General features: G+C 76.7%; 20 protein-coding genes. 8 read left to right on the top strand and 12 right to left on the bottom strand.

Annotated elements, in window-relative coordinates; genetic code table 11:
• The first annotated feature begins 9 nt into the window (after positions 1–9).
• Positions 10–972 (top strand): MSMEG_6728 family protein, encoded by a 963-nt coding sequence (locus tag BLR12_RS01910; protein WP_091372698.1) that lies wholly within the window; start codon positions 10–12, stop codon positions 970–972.
• Here BLR12_RS01910 and BLR12_RS01905 read toward each other — a convergent pair.
• The 3 genes from BLR12_RS01905 to BLR12_RS01895 are packed head-to-tail and all read right to left on the bottom strand — an operon-like array spanning position 942 to position 2,592.
• A complete protein-coding gene (locus BLR12_RS01905; RefSeq protein WP_091372696.1) occupies positions 942–1,817 on the bottom strand; it encodes a phosphotransferase family protein in 876 nt (291 codons plus the stop codon). The genes BLR12_RS01910 and BLR12_RS01905 overlap by 31 nt on opposite strands.
• Positions 1,814–2,233, bottom strand: a complete 420-nt coding sequence (locus BLR12_RS01900) for a PaaI family thioesterase (protein WP_218120502.1) — start codon at positions 2,231–2,233, stop codon at positions 1,814–1,816. Before BLR12_RS01900 ends, BLR12_RS01905 begins: the two co-directional genes overlap by 4 nt.
• The gene (locus tag BLR12_RS01895; RefSeq protein WP_176832304.1) at positions 2,230–2,592 is read right to left on the bottom strand and encodes a VOC family protein; all 363 of its coding nucleotides are present in this window, start codon (positions 2,590–2,592) and stop codon (positions 2,230–2,232) included. The genes BLR12_RS01900 and BLR12_RS01895 overlap by 4 nt, the downstream gene beginning before the upstream one ends.
• A 91-nt stretch (positions 2,593–2,683) precedes the next feature.
• On the opposite strand from BLR12_RS01895, the gene BLR12_RS01890 reads away from it, so the two are divergent.
• Positions 2,684–3,379: a YbaK/EbsC family protein gene (locus BLR12_RS01890; protein ID WP_255363241.1), complete on the top strand. Its 696-nt coding sequence runs from the start codon at positions 2,684–2,686 to the stop codon at positions 3,377–3,379.
• 12 nt (positions 3,380–3,391) lie between these two features.
• Here BLR12_RS01890 and mscL read toward each other — a convergent pair whose 3' ends face one another.
• From mscL to BLR12_RS01865, 5 genes are all read right to left on the bottom strand, one after another.
• The gene (gene mscL, locus BLR12_RS01885; protein ID WP_091374215.1) at positions 3,392–3,817 is read right to left on the bottom strand and encodes a large conductance mechanosensitive channel protein MscL; all 426 of its coding nucleotides are present in this window, start codon (positions 3,815–3,817) and stop codon (positions 3,392–3,394) included.
• Positions 3,818–3,821: 4 nt separating this feature from the next.
• Positions 3,822–4,469, bottom strand: a complete 648-nt coding sequence (gene cpaB, locus BLR12_RS01880) for a Flp pilus assembly protein CpaB (RefSeq protein WP_091372689.1) — start codon at positions 4,467–4,469, stop codon at positions 3,822–3,824.
• A gap of 88 nt (positions 4,470–4,557) precedes the next feature.
• Positions 4,558–4,884 (bottom strand): FmdB family zinc ribbon protein, encoded by a 327-nt coding sequence (locus tag BLR12_RS01875; RefSeq protein WP_091372684.1) that lies wholly within the window; start codon positions 4,882–4,884, stop codon positions 4,558–4,560.
• Between the two features lie 135 nt (positions 4,885–5,019).
• The gene (locus BLR12_RS01870; protein WP_091372682.1) at positions 5,020–5,583 is read right to left on the bottom strand and encodes a TetR/AcrR family transcriptional regulator; all 564 of its coding nucleotides are present in this window, start codon (positions 5,581–5,583) and stop codon (positions 5,020–5,022) included.
• Positions 5,580–6,176, bottom strand: a complete 597-nt coding sequence (locus tag BLR12_RS01865; protein WP_091372679.1) for a sugar O-acetyltransferase — start codon at positions 6,174–6,176, stop codon at positions 5,580–5,582. Before BLR12_RS01865 ends, BLR12_RS01870 begins: the two co-directional genes overlap by 4 nt.
• A 116-nt stretch (positions 6,177–6,292) precedes the next feature.
• On the opposite strand from BLR12_RS01865, the gene BLR12_RS01860 reads away from it, so the two are divergent.
• Positions 6,293–6,760 (top strand): nuclear transport factor 2 family protein, encoded by a 468-nt coding sequence (locus BLR12_RS01860; RefSeq protein ID WP_091372677.1) that lies wholly within the window; start codon positions 6,293–6,295, stop codon positions 6,758–6,760.
• Positions 6,761–6,834: 74 nt separating this feature from the next.
• Entirely contained in the window at positions 6,835–7,332 is a 498-nt protein-coding gene (locus BLR12_RS01855) for a MarR family winged helix-turn-helix transcriptional regulator (protein WP_091372672.1), read from the top strand.
• Here BLR12_RS01855 and BLR12_RS01850 read toward each other — a convergent pair.
• From BLR12_RS01850 to BLR12_RS01835, 4 genes are all read right to left on the bottom strand, one after another.
• Positions 7,325–8,032, bottom strand: coding sequence for an AAA family ATPase (locus BLR12_RS01850; protein WP_091372669.1), 708 nt, complete (start codon positions 8,030–8,032; stop codon positions 7,325–7,327). The two genes, BLR12_RS01855 and BLR12_RS01850, sit on opposite strands and share 8 nt — an antisense overlap.
• Positions 8,033–8,124: 92 nt before the next feature.
• Positions 8,125–9,645, bottom strand: coding sequence for a carboxyl transferase domain-containing protein (locus tag BLR12_RS01845; protein ID WP_091372666.1), 1,521 nt, complete (start codon positions 9,643–9,645; stop codon positions 8,125–8,127).
• Positions 9,642–10,820, bottom strand: coding sequence for a CaiB/BaiF CoA transferase family protein (locus tag BLR12_RS01840; protein WP_218120500.1), 1,179 nt, complete (start codon positions 10,818–10,820; stop codon positions 9,642–9,644). Before BLR12_RS01840 ends, BLR12_RS01845 begins: the two co-directional genes overlap by 4 nt.
• A 210-nt stretch (positions 10,821–11,030) precedes the next feature.
• A complete protein-coding gene (locus BLR12_RS01835) occupies positions 11,031–11,615 on the bottom strand; it encodes a 5-formyltetrahydrofolate cyclo-ligase (RefSeq protein ID WP_091372660.1) in 585 nt (194 codons plus the stop codon).
• Between the two features lie 182 nt (positions 11,616–11,797).
• Here BLR12_RS01835 and galU point away from each other — a divergent pair, with 182 nt between their 5' ends.
• The 4 genes from galU (at position 11,798) to BLR12_RS01815 (ending at position 15,649) form a co-directional block, all read left to right on the top strand.
• Positions 11,798–12,712 carry a UTP--glucose-1-phosphate uridylyltransferase GalU gene (galU, locus tag BLR12_RS01830; RefSeq protein ID WP_091372657.1) on the top strand — a complete coding sequence of 305 codons (915 nt, stop codon included), beginning with the start codon at positions 11,798–11,800 and terminating at the stop codon, positions 12,710–12,712.
• Positions 12,713–12,753: 41 nt separating this feature from the next.
• Positions 12,754–14,163 (top strand): molybdotransferase-like divisome protein Glp, encoded by a 1,410-nt coding sequence (glp, locus tag BLR12_RS01825; protein ID WP_255363240.1) that lies wholly within the window; start codon positions 12,754–12,756, stop codon positions 14,161–14,163.
• Between the two features lie 8 nt (positions 14,164–14,171).
• Entirely contained in the window at positions 14,172–14,792 is a 621-nt protein-coding gene (locus BLR12_RS01820) for a GNAT family N-acetyltransferase (RefSeq protein WP_091372656.1), read from the top strand.
• Between the two features lie 155 nt (positions 14,793–14,947).
• Positions 14,948–15,649 (top strand): divisome protein SepX/GlpR, encoded by a 702-nt coding sequence (locus BLR12_RS01815; RefSeq protein WP_091372653.1) that lies wholly within the window; start codon positions 14,948–14,950, stop codon positions 15,647–15,649.
• The last annotated feature ends 115 nt before the right edge of the window (positions 15,650–15,764 follow it).

Here is a 15,764-nt window from a genome sequence, read left to right as displayed (position 1 = left end):
AGGCGATCGATGCAGACCTTCCTGCCCGTCGCCGACTTCGAGGAGAGCGCCCGGCTGCTGGACTCGCCCCGCCTGGGCAAGCAGCGGGTCGAGACGCTGCAGGTGCTGCGCGCCCTGGAGCTGCCCGACTACGGCTGGACCTCGCACCCGGTGGTCCGCATGTGGCGCGGCCGCACCCCCGCGCTGGTCGCCTACGGGCTGGCCACGGTCCGGGTCTGGCGGGAGCGCGGGTTCGCCGACACCACGCACACCCTGATCGCGGAGTTCGCGCCCGACGTGGTCGGCGTGCCGCAGGAGGAGCTCGCCCGCGCCGGGATGCTGCCCACCTGGGTCGGCGACGAGGCGGTGCACCTGTCGCACCGGTCGAACCTGCTGGCCAAGGAGCCGGACTTCTACCGGCCGCTGTTCCGGCCGGTCTTCGGCGCCGAGCCCGAGGACCTGCCCTACGTCTGGCCCGAGCCCGACGACGTGCCGCCGGCGGCGCCGCCCGAGGGCACGCGGGTGTGGGTGGTCCGCCCCCGCTCGCACAACGAGCTCGGCGCCTGCCTGGCCGCCGGCGTGGTGGGGCTGGGCACACAGTCGGGCATCGACGTCGACGCCACCGGGCTGTCGCCGGTCGAGCTGCGTGCGCTGTCCAAGGAGATCTCCGGCCGCCGCCCGGCCAAGGACCTGCGCCAGCTCTCGGCCTTCCTCGACGAGATCCGCCCCGGCGACCCGGTCGCACTGCCCGTCGAGCACGGTGCCGGGCTGCTGGTCGGGGAGGTGCTCGGCGACTACCTGTTCCAGGGGCGCGAGCTGCTGCCGCACCGCCGTCCGGCCCGCTGGGACCGCGTCGTCCCCCGCGCGGCGGCCCGCCCACCGGCCACGCTGCAGGACCCCCGCGCCCTGTTCTCCGTCGTGATCGACCCCGACGCGCTGCCACCGGCGCTGGCCGGCACGACCTACCGCGAACCCGCGCTGCCGCTGGCCTGAAGCGAGGCCGCCATCCGGTCGTCCGCGGCCGGTCGCAGCTCCGGGTGCCCGGTGGCGACGGCCAGCGTCCACGCGGCCGCGTGCAGCCGGCGCAGCTCCAGCCACGGCGCCAGGTCCTCGTCCGCCGGCGCACCCGGGTAGACGTCGACGGCCGCCCGGCCGTCCAGCCGCGTGGTGGCACGCAGACAGGCGAGGTCCCAGGCGCGCGGCCCGGGACAGGTGTCCTCCAGGTCGGTCCACCGCCAGCCGTCGGGCGTGGCCAGCAGGTTGCCCGGGTGCGCGTCCCCGTGCAGCGCGACGACGTCACCGCCCACCTGCGGGCGCAGCTCCTCGAGCCGGGCGGCCAGCAGCTCCAGGCGCTCCGGGGCGGCACCCCAGGCGTGACCCAGCGCGAGGAAGCGGGTCAGGTCGTCGAGCGGGGTGTCCAGCGGGGACCCGGTGACCGGCAGCACGGCCAGGTGGTCGTGCAGCCCCGCCAGCGCGGCGCCGACCTCTCCCGGCGACGGCGCGACGGGCAGCACCTCGACGTGGCGCCAGAAGGAGAGCTCGAGCCCGGCGTACCGGTGCGGACCCGGCGGCAGCAGGTCGCTGGGCGGCACGACCGGTGCCCCGGCGGCGGCGAGGGCACCGGCGAGGGCCACCTCACGGGTGAGCGAGCGCAGCGGGGCGGGCCGCAGCAGCGGCGTCAGGGTGGCCACCCGGGCCACGACGGGCGCGGGCGCCAGGTGGACGACGACGTTGACGCCGTCCCGCAGCACCCGTGCCTCGCCCGCCGCGACCCCGTGGGCGGCCGCGACCGCCCGGGCGGCGAGCAGAGCCCGCCCCGCCCGGACGGAGGAGCTCACGTGCCCGGCCGCCGGACGTTCTGCAGCCGCACCTGACCACGGGCGACGAGCTTGCCGTCGTCTGCCCGGGTCAGCAGCACCTGCCAGAGCTGCTGGGTGCGGCCCTGCTGCACCGGCTCGGCGACGACGTCCAGCCGGCCCTCGGTCATCGAGCGGATGAAGTCGGTGTTGTTGTTGACGCCGACGGCGAACTGGCCGGAGTCGGCCACCGCCACGCTGGCCCCGATGCTGGCCGCGGACTCGATCACCGCGCAGTACAGCCCGCCGTGCACGACGCCCCACGGCGTGTGCTGCTCGGGGCCCAGCTGCACCGTCCCGGTCACCCGGGTCCCGCTGACCTCGCCGACGTCGAACCCGGTCGCGGCGACGAACCGGCTGGCCGAGGCCAGGTCGACCGCGGGCAGGTCGGCGCTCACGCGGCGTCCCACACGAGGCAGAAGGGGTGGCCCACCGGGTCGGCGTAGACGCGGAAGTCGCCCCCGCCGCCGGGCAGCTTCCGCGCCCCGAGCGCCAGCACGCGGGGCTCGGCCTCCTCGACGTCGGCCACCCGGACGTCGAGGTGGAACTGCTGCGGTCGCTCCGGGTCCGGCCAGTCCGGCGGCCGCAGGCCGGGTGCCTGCTGGAACGCCAGCCGGTACCCCTGCCCGGTGACGACGACCCAGTCGTCGCCCGGTGAGCCCTTGCTCACCTCCATCCCCAGCAGGTCGGCGTAGAAGGTCGCGAGCGCATGGGCGTCCGGCGCGTCGATGACGACGGAGTGCAGCTGGCCGATCATGGAGCCCATCCTGCGGGCCGGGCGGGCGCCGGACCAGCGGGTACCCGGCCGCCCGGCGCGACGATCCGGCCACCGGGGCAGGATCGTCGGCGTGGACCCCTCGACCGCCCCCCGCCTCGGCACGCTCACCTGGACCCCCGCAGCCGAGCGGCCCGAGCTGCTCGCCGCCCCGGTGGCCGCGGCGCTGGGCGCGCTGACCGGTCCGGCCTGGGTCGCCGAGATCGACGCCGAGCTGGCCGACACCGCCGCCTTCACCGACGCCTACGGGGTGCCACCGGAGGTCTCGGCGAACTGCGTGGTGGTCGCCGCCCGCCGGGCCGGGCAGACCGAGCTGGCCGCCTGCCTGGTGCCCGCGACCACCCGCGCCGACGTCAACGGGCTGGTGCGCCGCCACCTCGGCGCGCGCAAGGTCTCCTTCGCGCCGCAGGACGTCGCCGTCGCGGAGAGCGGCATGGCCTACGGCGGCATCACGCCGCTGGGACTGCCGCCCTCCTGGCCGGTGCTGGTCGACCCGGCCGTCGCCGCCGCCGACCTGGTCGTCATCGGGTCGGGGGTCCGGGGCAGCAAGCTCGCCGTGCCCGGGACCGCGCTCGCGGCGCTGCCGGCAGCGGAGGTCCTCGAGGGGCTGGGCCGGCCGCTGACCGACCAGCCGCAGCCCACGAGGGCGGCGCCGGCCGAGCGGGCCCCCGACGACCGCGACGTCGGGTGGGGTGAGCGCCCCGACGAGGTCGCCGCCGACGACCGGCGCTACCTCGAGGACCGCCCGCCGCACTGGGGCAGCGACTGAAGAAGGACCCGCCTACCCCCCACCGCTCGCCGGCTCGCGGCGGGCCCCTGTAGCGGGGCCGGCCTGCTGGGCGCGCAGCAGGTCGCGGATCTCGGCGAGCAGCTCGACCTGCGTCGGCTGGGCCGGGCCGGGCTCCTCGCCTCGGGAGCGTCGCTCGACGAGCGCCTTCATCGGCAGCACGACGAGGGAGTAGATGACCGCCGCGGTCAGCGCGAAGGTGACCAGCTGGCTGACGAACGCGCCCCAGGTGAACACCTGCCCGTCGACCTCGAAGGCGCCGCCCAGCTGCCCGCCGCCGCCGGCCAGGTTGACCAGCGGGGTCAGGAACGAGTCGGCGAACTGGTCGACGACGGCGGTGAACGCCGCACCGATGACGACGGCGACGGCGAGCTCGACGACGTTGCCGCGCAGCAGGAAGTCCTTGAAGCCTCTGAACACCGCGTCATCCACCCACACGGGGTGCAGGGGGGCCAGCACCCGGCGGCGGGCGTGGCGGCAGGCTCAGCGTGAGCGTGGACGTGGTGGCCGCGGCGGCCAGCCGGGCAGCGGTGTCGGCGTCGACGGCGAGCAGCAGCAGGCCGTCGTCGTCCGGTCCGGGAGTGGCCAGGACCGGCGCGCCGGCGGCGACGACCTCGGCCCGTGCCGCCCCCGGGGCGGTCGCCAGCACGTCGACCCGGTCGCCCGGGTGGACGAGCGCGCTGACCGCGAGGTCGGCGGGACGCACCGGCGCGGCGACCTGCCCCGCGACGAGCTGCCCGGTCACCGCGGACCCCACCAGGCCGGCGTCGGTGACCGGCTCCCCGGCCCGGACGCCCCCGGCGAGCGCCTGCCCCACGGCGGCGGCCGGGTCCTCGACCGCGCCGGCCGGCCGTAGGGACGGCGGGTAGCGGGCGACGGTCAGGTCGCCCTCGCCGAGGACGGTGCCCGGCGCGAGGTCGGCCGCGGCGACGACGACCGGGACGGTGGCCGGCGCGCCCGCCGGCGCCGGCGCGGGGCGCAGGGCGAGGACGAGCGCGGCGACGGCGAGCGCTGCGGCGAGGGCCTGCCGAGCGGCGTGCAGCGGCCGGCGCGGGCGGCGGAGGCGGACCATGGGTCCACGCTGGCCGCCCGCCGCCGGCGGCGGGGCGCCGGGTGCCGGGTTGTGGAGGGCACGCCCGCCTGTGGACCGCGCCCGCGGGTCAGCTGGCGGCGGCGTTGCTCGACGACGAGGTCGAGCCGGTGGACGAGGACGAGCTCGGGGTGGAGGCGGGGGTGCTCGCGGCGGCGGGCGCGGCGTCCTTCTTGCCGTTGGACGACGAGCCCGACTCGCTCGACGCGGCCTTGGACCGGCTGTCGGTGCGGTAGAAGCCCGAGCCCTTGAAGACCACGCCGATCGAGCCGTAGACCTTGCGCACCGGGCTGCTGCACTCGGGGCACTCGCTCACCGGGGCGTCGGTGAAGCTCTGCACGACCTCGAACTGGTGCTTGTCGTCGGGGTTGGTGCAGGCGTACTGGTACGTGGGCACGGTGCGGGTACTCCTCGTCGGACGGGCCGGGCTGGCACTCCTCCCCGGTGACTGCCAATGATGCGCGCCGCGGCGTCGTCCGTCCACGTGCGGTCCACGACTGCGGGCCGCGCGTCGCGCGGGCGTGGGACCGGCTCAGCCGGCGAGCCGGTGCAGGGCGGAGCGGATCTGGACGGCGTCCATCGGGTCGGTGGACAGGGCGCTGTGCAGGACCAGGCCCTCGACCAGCGCGTCGACCTCCCGCGCGGTGACGGGGTCCAGGTGGTGCTCGAGGCTGCGGCGGCTGCGGGACATCCAGTCCTGGGTGACCGCGCGCAGCGCCGGGTCGCGGGCGGCGGCGACGTAGAGCTCGATGGCGAGCACCAGGTCGCGCTGGGAACCGAGCAGGTCACCGGTCAGGTGCTCGACCAGCGCCTCGAGGGCCGCCACCCGGTCCGGCGCGGCCCGCATGCGCTGGTCGAAGCGGGCCGCGACCGTGTCGACGTGCCGGGTGAACGCCGCGGCCAGCAGCTCGGTGAGCGACCCGAAGTGGTAGGTCAGCGACCCCAGGGGGACGTCGGCCGCGCGGGCGATGGCCCGGTGCGTCGCGGCGGCGACGCCGTTCTCGGCGATGACGTCGAGCGTGGTGGCCACCAGCCGGTCGCGCCGGCCCGGGTCGTACCGGCGGGCCCGCCGGGCCGGGGCGGGGGAGGTGCTCACCGGCCGGTGGCGTCCAGCGTGCGGACGACGCGGGCGGGGTTGCCCACGGCGACCACGTCCGGCGGCAGGTCGCGGGTGACCACCGCCCCGGCGCCGACGACGGTGTTCTCCCCGATGGTCACGCCGGGCAGCACGATCGCCCCGCCGCCGAGCCAGACGTTGTCGCCGATCGTGATCGGCTCGGCCGCCTCCCACTTGGCCCGCCGGGGCTCGGGCTCGACCGGGTGGGTCGGGGTGAGCAGCTGGACGTTCGGCCCGATCTGGACGTCGTCCCCGATGGTGATCGGCGCGACGTCCAGGGCGACCAGCCCGAAGTTGGCGAAGCACCGGGCGCCGATGCGGATGTGGGTGCCGTAGTCGACGTACAGCGGCGGCCGGATCTCGGTGCCCTCGCCGACGGCGCCGAGCAGCTCCTCGAGCAGCCGGCGGCGCAGCGGGCCCTGGCGGACGGTCGTCGCGTTGTAGGCGTCGGCCAGGTCCAGGGCGCGGGTGCTGGCCTCGCCGAGCTCGGGGTCGTCGGCGATGTAGAGGTCGCCGGCGAGCATCCGCTCGCGCATGGTCCGGGTGTCACCGGCGGCCGGCTGGGACCTCATAGGAACAACCGTACACATGGGGTCGGCCGCTCCGTCACGTCCCGTCCGGACGGGCGACCGGCCGTGCGGCGGGGCAGGATCCGGGGGACCCCGACGCCGAGCAGGAGAGCGCCCCCGTGTCCGAACCCCGTCCGCCGTTCCCACCCTTCGACCGCGACAGCGCCCTGGCCAAGGTGCAGGCCGCGGAGGACGCCTGGAACTCCCGCGACCCGCACCGCGTGAGCCTCGCCTACACCGAGGACTCGGTCTGGCGGAACCGCGACGAGTTCCTCACCGGGCGGGCGGAGATCGTCGGGTTCCTGACCCGCAAGTGGGAGCGCGAGCTGGACTACGTGCTGCGCAAGAGCCTGTGGGGCTTCACCGACGACCGCATCGCCGTCCGGTTCCAGTACGAGTGGCACGACGCGGCCGGCCAGTGGTTCCGCAGCTACGGCAACGAGCTGTGGGAGTTCGACGAGCGCGGCCTGATGCGCCGCCGCGAGGCCAGCATCAACGACGTCCCCATGGCCGAGGGTGACCGGCGCTTCCACGGTCCGCGCCCGGAGTCCGAGCGCGGCGCGGGGCACGACATCCCGCTGCGCTGACCGTCGTCCACCCGTCGGCTCCTCCGGGCGCCGGCCAGGCCGGGGCCGGCTCGCGCACCAGTACCGTTCCGCCCGTGGCGCAGCAGTGGCTCGACGAGGACCAGCAGCGGATCTGGCGGACCTGGCTCACGGTCACCGAGCTGCTGCCGCGGGCGCTCGACGCCCAGCTCCAGCGCGACGCCGGCCTCAGCCACGCCGCCTACGTCGTCCTGGCGATGCTGTCGGAGGCGCCGGGGCGCAGCCGGCGGATGAGCGACCTGGCTCGGCGGGCCAACCAGTCGCAGAGCCGGCTCTCGCACACCGTCGCCCGCCTGGAGGACCGCGGCTGGGTGCGTCGCGAGCGCGCCTCCGAGGACGGCCGGGGCAACCTCGCCGTCCTGACCGACGCCGGGTGGGACGTCGTCCGCTCGGTCGCCCCGGGCCACGTCGACGCCGTTCGGGCGGCGCTGTTCGACCCGCTCACCGACGAGCAGACCCGCGCCCTCGGCGAGGCGCTGCAGGCCGTGCTCGAGCGGCTGGACCCCGACCACAGCCTGCGCATGCAGGAGGAACCGAGCCCGGCCGTCAGGTGAGGTGGCGCAGGAAGGACGACGGGTCGCCGAGGAACTGCCGCCAGCTGGCGGTCAGCTCCAGGTCGGCCCACCGCGCCTCGCGCAGCCCCCAGGGGCCGACCTCCAGCAGGTGGGCGCCGGGCAGCGCGGCCAGCACGGGGGAGTGGGTGGCGACGACGACCTGGGCGCCCACGGCGACCAGCTCGGTCAGCCGCACCACCAGCGAGAGCGACGCCGTGAACGACAGCGCGGCGTCCGGCTCGTCGAGCAGGTAGAACCCGCGGCGGGTGGCCCGGCTGCCGAACAGCGCCAGGAAGCCCTCCCCGTGCGAGAGCTCGTGGAGGCTCGGCTCGCCACCGAGCGACTCCAGGTAGCCGTAGAGGCCGTGCAGCGTCTCGTCGCGCAGGAAGTACGCCCAGCGGTCGGCGCCGGGGCTGCGCTCGACGACCAGGTCCAGCGACCCGGGCTCGCTGCGCCGCGTCTCGTGGCGGGTGTTGACCGAGCCGCCCTCGGCGTTGAGCCCCAGCGCCGCGGCGATCACCTCCAGCACCGTCGACTTCCCCGAGCCGTTCTCGCCGACCAGCACGGTGGCTCCGGCCGGGAGCTCCAGCCCCTCGCGCAGCACCTGGGCGACCGCCGGCACGGTCAGCGGCCACACGCCGTCCGGCAGCCGGGGTGCGTCGGGGTCCGGCTTCAGCCGGCGGACGGGCCGTCGGTCCACGCCCGCATCCTGGCTCACCGTCCCGGGTCCTGGCTCAGCACCGGTCGTGAGCCAGGAGCCCGGGTGACCAGCTCAGCTGATCACCGGGACACTCAGCGGCCGAGGTGGCGGTAGCGGTGCAGCCGGGTGCGGAAGCGCTCGCCGTCGTCCCGGCCGAGCAGGTTGGCCAGCTCCTCGCCGAGCACCCGCCCCAGCCGCCGGCAGAACTCGACCGGCTCGTCGGCGGCGTCCGGCCGCTCGGGGACGACGCGGTCGACGATCCCGGCCCGCCACAGGTCGGTGGCCCGCACGCCCTGGTGGGCGGCCATCTCACCGGCCCGGTCGACGGTGCGGTGCACGATCGCCGAGGCGCCCTCCGGCGGCAGCGGGCCCAGCCAGCCGTTGGCCGCGGCCAGCACCCGGTCGGCCGGCGCCAGCGCGAGCGCCCCGCCGCCGGTGCCCTGGCCCAGCAGCACCGACAGCGTCGGGGCGCGCAGCATCACCAGGTCCTGCAGGCAGCGGGCGATCTCGGCGGCCAGCCCGCCCTCCTCGGCCTCCTTGGACAGCGCCGCACCCGGGGTGTCGATGAGGGTGACCAGCGGCAGCCGCAGCTCGGCGGCCAGCCGCATGCCGCGCCGGGCCTCGCGCAGCGCCGCGGGCCCGAGCGGCGCCGACGGCGACTGCCCGCGCCGGTCCTGGCCGAGGACGACGCACGGCGCGCCGCCGAAGCGGGCCAGCGCGAGCAGCAGCCCGGGGTCCTTCTCCCCGGCGCCGGTGCCCGACAGCCCGACGACGTCGGTGGCCGCCGTCCGCAGCAGCCGGCGCACGCCGGGCCGGTCCTCCCGGCGGGAAGCGGTGACGACCTCCCACGCGCTGCGCCCGTCCTCGGGGTCGTCGGCCTCGGTGCCGTCCTCGGGGGTGGGCCGCTCGGCGCCGGCGACGTCCCGGTGCCAGGTCTGCCGGGCCGCCAGCACCCGCAGCGCCCGGTCGGCGACCTCGGCGATCTCCCCGTGCGGGACGACGGCGTCGATGAGGCCGCGCTCGGCGAGGTGCTCGGCGGTCTGCACGCCCTCGGGGAACGGCTCGCCGTACAGCGCCTGGTAGACCCGCGGGCCGAGGAAGCCGATCGACGCGCCCGGCTCGGCGATCGTCACGTGCCCGAGCGACCCCCACGAGGCCAGCACGCCGCCGAACGTGGGGTGCCGCAGGTAGACCAGGTACGGCAGCCCGGCCTCCTTGTGCCGGGCGATGGCCGCGGTGATCCCGATCATCTGCAGGAAGGCGACGGTGCCCTCCTGCATGCGGGTGCCGCCGGAGACCGGCGCGGCCAGCAGCGGCAGCCCCTCCTCGGTGGCCCGCTCGACCGCGGTGACCAGCCGCTCGGCGGCGGCGACCCCGATGGAGCCGGCGAGGAAGCCGAACTCCCCGGCGACGACCGCGACCCGCCGTCCGCGCAGCAGGCCCTCGCCGGTGACGACCGCCTCGTCCTGCCCCGACCGCTCCGCCGCCCGGGCGAGCTCCGCGGCGTAGTCCTCCGGCACGTCGCCGACCGCGACGGGGGAGTCCCAGCTCTGCCAGGAGCCCGGGTCGAGCACCAGGTCGCGCAGCCCCCGCGCGTCGAGCCGACCCGTCACGAGGACAGCCAGGCGCGGATCGCCTCGTTCGACGAGCCCAGCACCGGCGGCGCGGCGTGCTCGCGGCGGGTGGTCTCGGTCTCGCCGTCCGGGCCGGACGCGAAGAACCGCAGCGGCGGGCCGGGGAGGGTCAGCGGGCCGGCGGTGGCGTGCTCGACGGCGATCTTCAGCCCCTGCGACTCCAGCTGGTCCCAGGCGTAGACGTCGTCCAGCGTCCGCACCTTGCCCGCGGGCACCCCGGCGGCCGACAGCCGGGCGAGCAGCTCCTCGGCGGGGATGTCGGCGAACACGCCCTCCAGCAGCTCGATGACCTCCTGGCGGCGGGCGACCCGCTCGCCGTTGGTCGCCAGCCCGGGGGCGTCGGGGTCCAGCCCGAACTCCGCGCACAGCCGCCGCCACAGTCCCTCGCTGCCGCAGGACAGCTGCACGCTGCCGCCGCCGGCGCAGTGGAACAGCCCGTAGGGGGCGATCGAGGGGTGGTGGTTGCCCTGCGCCCGGTTGACCTGGCCGGCCACGGTGTACGCCGTCCCCTGGTAGGCGTGCACGCCGACGACGGCGGCCAGCAGCGAGGTCCGCACCACCTGGCCGCGGCCGGTGCGCTCGCGCTCCAGCAGCGCGGCGAGCACGCCGTACGCGCCGTACATGCCCGCCAGCAGGTCGCTGATCGGGACGCCGACCTTCTGCGGGTCCTCGGGCCCGGGCCCGGTCAGCGACATGAGCCCGCCCTCGCCCTGGGCGATCTGGTCGTAGCCGGCCCGGCCGCCCTCGGGGCCGTCGTGGCCGAAGCCGCTGATGGCCAGGGTGACCAGCCGGGGGTTGAGCCCCGCGAGCACGTCGGTGCCGAAGCCGAGCTTGGCCAGCGTGCCGGGCCGGAAGTTCTCGAGCAGCACGTCGGCGCGGCGGACCAGCTCGGTGAGCAGGGCCTTGTCGCCGTCGTCCTTGAGGTCGAGGGTGACCGACTCCTTGTTGCGGTTGGCGGAGAAGAAGTAGGTCGACTCCCGCCCGTCGGGGGTGTCGACGAACGGCGGCCCCCAGCCGCGGCTGTCGTCGCCGCCGTCCGGCGTCTCCACCTTGATGACGCGGGCGCCGAGGTCGCCGAGCATCATGCCGGCGTGCGGCCCGGCGAGGGCGCGGGTCAGGTCGACGACGAGGATGCCGTCCAGCGGTCCGGGCACGGGTGCCTCTCCCATCGGTCAGAGCCGGCCGGGGACGACGGGGACCGGCCGGGACGGCGGTGCTCCGACGATCCCGGCGCGGCCGGGGATCTGTGTAGGACGACGAGTGCGGGGACGGCGACCGGGCTCGGGTGGCACGGTGCGACCTCCCTGCGGCGTCGGTGGGGCGGTGAGATCGGGGCCACTCTCTCAGTGACCGCGGCGCCCGGCTCAGCCCAGGTCCTGCCAGCCACCCGAGGGGGTCACCACCGCGGTCACCCGCCGGTCGTGCGGCTCCACGGGCAGCTCGTCGACCAGCTCGTCGTCGAAGACCACGGCCACCAGCCGCGCGTCGGGCCGGGCGTGCTGCAGCGCGCGGTCGTAGTAGCCGCCGCCCCGGCCCAGCCGCACCCCGGTCCGGGACACCGCCACCGCCGGGACGACGACCACCTCGGCGGTGCCGATCGCGGTCGGGCCCAGCCGCGGCCCGACCGGCTCGAGCAACCCGAAGCGGCCCGGGGCCAGCCGGCCGGTGTCGACCGCCCAGGACAGCTCGCGACCGTCGGTCGGGACCACCGGGAGCAGCACGCGGGTGCGGAGCTGGGTGAACGCCGCCGGGAGCCGGCCGGCGCCGGGCTCGGTGGGGTCCGGGGCGAAGGCGGCCAGCGTGCGGGTGTCGGCCAGGCCGCGCAGCAGGGCGGTGGTGACCGCGGCGCCGGCGGCCGCGCGCTCCTCGGGGCTGCGGGCCTCCCGGCGGGCCAGGAACCGGGCGCGGAGGGCGGCCTTGGCCTCGCTCGCGTCGCCCCCCGTGGTCACCGTCGAAGGCTAGCCAGCCCACCGGCCCGGCGGGCGGGCCGACCGTGCCCGGTCGGCCGGGGACCGGGTTACCAGGGCGGGTCTGACGGACCTCTGGCCTCGGTAGCGCCGCCCGGTCGGCGCTCCGCCTGTCCGGCCCTCCCATCGGCATGGGTGCGTCGGACACGCCTTAGGCTCCGGCCATGCCGACTCCCAGCACGCGCCCGGCGCGGAAGGCCGTCATCCCCGTCGCCGGGATGGGGACCCGCTTCCTGCCGGCCACCAAGGCGGTGCCCAAGGAGCTGCTGCCGGTGGTCGACCGGCCGGCGCTCCAGTACATCGTCGAGGAGGCCGCGCGCGCCGGGCTCGGCGAGGTGCTGATGGTCACCGGCCGCAACAAGGCCGCGATCGAGGACTTCTTCGACCGCCACCCCGAGCTCGAGGCCGCGCTGGAGAAGAAGGGCGACGCCTCCCGGCTGGAGGCCGTGCACGCCTCCACCGACGTCGCCCAGGTGCACTTCGTCCGGCAGGGCGAGGCCCGCGGGCTGGGCCACGCGGTGCTGCAGGCCGCCGCCTTCGTCGGGGACGAGCCGTTCGCCGTCCTGCTCGGCGACGACCTGATCGACGCCCGCGACCACCTGCTCGAGCAGATGCTGCAGGTGCAGGCCGAGCACGGCGGCTCGGTCGTGGCGCTGCTCGACGTGGGCCGGGAGAACATCGACAAGTACGGCGCGGTCGCGGTGGAGGACGCCGGCGGGGACGTCGTCGCGATCACCGGCCTGGTCGAGAAGCCGCCGGTCGACGAGGCGCCCAGCAGCCTGGCGATCATCGGCCGGTACGTGCTGGCCCCCGAGGTGTTCGGCGTGCTGCGGGAGACCCCGCCCGGCCGCGGCGGGGAGATCCAGCTGACCGACGCGCTGGCCACCCTGGTCGAGCGCGGCGAGCCGGTGCACGGCGTGGTCTTCTCCGGCCGCCGCTACGACACCGGCGACCGGCTGGACTACCTCAAGGCCGTCGTCCAGCTGGCCGCCGAACGCGACGACCTCGGGCCGGACTTCCGCGCCTGGCTGACCGGGTTCGTGGCCGACCTGCCCGGCGCGGGCGCGTCGCAGGCCTGAGCCGGAGCCCGCAGGGGGCAGCATCGGTCCCCGTGGTGGGCATGACCGAGGACGACAGGGACGGGACGGTCCCGGCGCAGCGGGACACCACGGCGCTGGACCTGCGCCAGGGCACGCCGGTGCGCGACGTCCCGGGGGCCGCCGTGGGCACGGTCGTGCACGAGACGACCGCCATCGACCGCGGCCAGGTACCACCGCCCCCGGCCGCGCCCGCGCCGCCGCGCAGCGTGGAGCAGCACCTGGACGAGATCCTCTCGGCGGTGCCGCAGCCCGACCCGATCGAGCTGGCCGTCCTCGACGCGCAGGGTCTGCTCTGCGCCGAGGAGGTGGTCAGCCAGCGCGCGCTGCCGGCCTTCGACCAGGCCGCGCTGGACGGGTACGCCGCCCGCGCCCTGGACGTCGAGGGCGCCACCCAGGTCGAGCCGGCGCTGCTGTCCGTGGTGGGGGAGACCGCGGCCGGCCCCACCGGCCCGGCGTCCATCGGCCCGGGGATGGCGCAGAAGGTGGCCGCCGGCGCGATGCTGCCGGCCGGCGCCGACGTCGTCGTCCCCGCGGTGTGGACCGACGGCGGGATGGCGACCGTCGCGGTGCACGCCGCCGTGGAGCCCGGCGGCTACGTGCGCCGGGCGGGGGACGACGTCGCGCCGGGCACCACCGCGGTGCGGGTCGGCACCCCGATCGGCCCGGCGCAGATCAGCCTGCTGGCCGCCGTCGGGCGCGACCGCGTGCAGGTGCGCCCGCGGCCGCGGATCGCCGTCCTGTCCGCCGGCGGCGAGCTCGTCGACATCACCACCACCCCGGGCCCGGGGCAGGTGGTCGACGTGAACAGCTACGCGCTGGCCGCCGCGGCCCGTGACGCCGGCGCCGAGGCCTACCGCTGGGGCATCCTGCCCACCGAGCGGCGCCGGCTGTCCGAGGTGCTGGAGAGCCAGCTGCTGCGCAGCGACCTGGTGCTGATCGCCGGGACCTTCGCCACCGAGGGCGACGCGGTGCAGGAGGCGCTCGCCGAGCTCGGCCCCATGCAGTTCTCCCAGGTGACGATGCACCCGGGGCCGGTGCAGGCCTTCGGCCGGCTGGGCCGGGACTCCGTGCCGGTCATCTGCGTGCCCGGCGAGCCGGTCGCGGCGCTGGTCGCCTTCGAGGTCTTCGTGCGCCCGGCGATCCGGATGACCCTGGGCAAGCGGCAGCTGTTCCGCCGCACCGTGCAGGCGATCTCCGCCGAGCGGCTGCTCTCCCCGCTGGGCTACCGGCAGTACCTGCACGGCCAGGTCATGCGGCACCCCGACGGCGGCTACGTCGTCGAGCCCCTGGGGGACGGCGGTGGCGACGGCGGGGAGGCGATGCTGGCCCGGATGGCGCGCGCCAACTGCCTGATCGTGGTCGACGAGGACGTCACCGAGGTCTCCGCCGGGGGCCTGGTCACCGTCATCCCCCTGCTGCTGGGCGGCTGAGCGGCGCCGTGGTCGACCCCGCGCTGCGGCCCGGCTGGCCCGCGCAGCTGGCCTGGGGCCCGGTCGAGCTGCACCCGCCGCGCCGTCGGGACGCCGAGGAGTGGAGCCGGGTCCGGATCGCCAACGAGGCGTGGCTGGCCCCTTGGGAGCCGACCGCGCCCGGGCCGTGGGCGGCGCGGCACACGCCGAGTACCTACCGGGCGATGCGCCGGGCGGTGCTGCGCCGTGCCTCGATGGGCATGTCCCTGCCGTTCGTCCTCCGGGTGGAGGGCCGCCTGGCCGGCCAGGTGACCATCGACAACGTCGTCCGCGGGGCGCTGCGCTCGGGGAACCTCGGGTACTGGATCGACCGCTCGGTCGCCGGCCGGGGGATGGCCTCGCTGGCCGTGGCGATGGTGTGCGACCACGCGTTCGGACCGGCCCGGTTGCACCGGCTGCAGGCGGACATCCGCCCGGAGAACGCGCCGAGCCGGGGGCTGGTGCAGCGGCTGGGGTTCCGTCACGAGGGGTTGCTGCGGCGGTACCTGGACATCGACGGCGACTGGCGCGACCACGACACCTTCGCGCTGCTGGCCGAGGACGTGCCCGGGACCGTGCTCGCCCGCTGGCGCTCCGGCGTACCACGCTGACGGCCGGTGGTCGGGTGTCGCCGTGTCGACACGCCGCCGTCGCGGCACTCCAGTCACACGACTCTCCGTGACACGCCCGCGCGCCTCACCCGATCGGGGCAGTGCAGGCCGTAACTTCGCCCGGCAGGTGACGCGTGTGACGGGTGGTGTCTCAGATGGGTTCGGGTGTACTGCTGGCCGCTCTGGTCGTGCTGTGGTTCGTCGTGCTGGTGCCCATGGTGGTGACCCGCGGTGACTCCTCGGCGGCCGGTGCCACGGGGGCCGACGCGGGACGGACGCTGCAGCGGCGGCGGGCGGTCGACCCCGCGGTGTTCGCCGAGACCGAGCGGGTCTCGATCGACCGGGCCGCGCTGCGGACCTCCGGGGAGCTGCGGGTCGACGTCCACGCGATCCGCCGCCGCACGCTGGCCGGCCTGGTGGCGCTCACCCTGCTGGCGCTGGTCGGTGCGCTGGCCTGGAGCCCGTGGCTGTGGATCGCTCAGGGTGTCCTCGACCTCGCCGTCGTCGCCTACCTGATGGTGCTGCGGGCCGCTGCACGCCGGGAGCGGCTGGCCGCCCGTCGTGCCGCGCGCGCCGCCGCCCGCACCGCGCGCCGGCCGGCCGCCCGCCCGGTGCCCGCACCCCGCCCGGCCCCCGTGGCCGAGGAGGAGGTCGCCGGGGGTCACCACACCGCCGGCCTGCCGCACCCGAGCCTGCCGCTGGCGCCGGTGCACCCGCTGCGCCCGGGCCGGGTCGTGGCCGCCCGCGCCGCCGCCCCGGCCGGCTGGCAGGACAGCGCCGTCGTGGGCCTGGACGACGACGACATCGGCTTCGCCGACATCGACGTCTACCAGCCGCGACGGGTCGCCAACGGTTGAAGGACCACCCTTCCCCCCACGCCTCGCAGGCTCGGCGCGGGCCCCTGAAGGGTGGCCGCCCTGCCCCACCGCTCGCGGGCTCGCGACGGGGCCCTGCAGGGGGGTCGGCGGCACG

It is taken from the genome of Geodermatophilus sp. DSM 45219 (genome assembly GCF_900104025.1).
Classification (GTDB): domain Bacteria; phylum Actinomycetota; class Actinomycetes; order Mycobacteriales; family Geodermatophilaceae; genus Geodermatophilus.
This window is presented reverse-complemented; position numbering and strand designations above follow the sequence as displayed.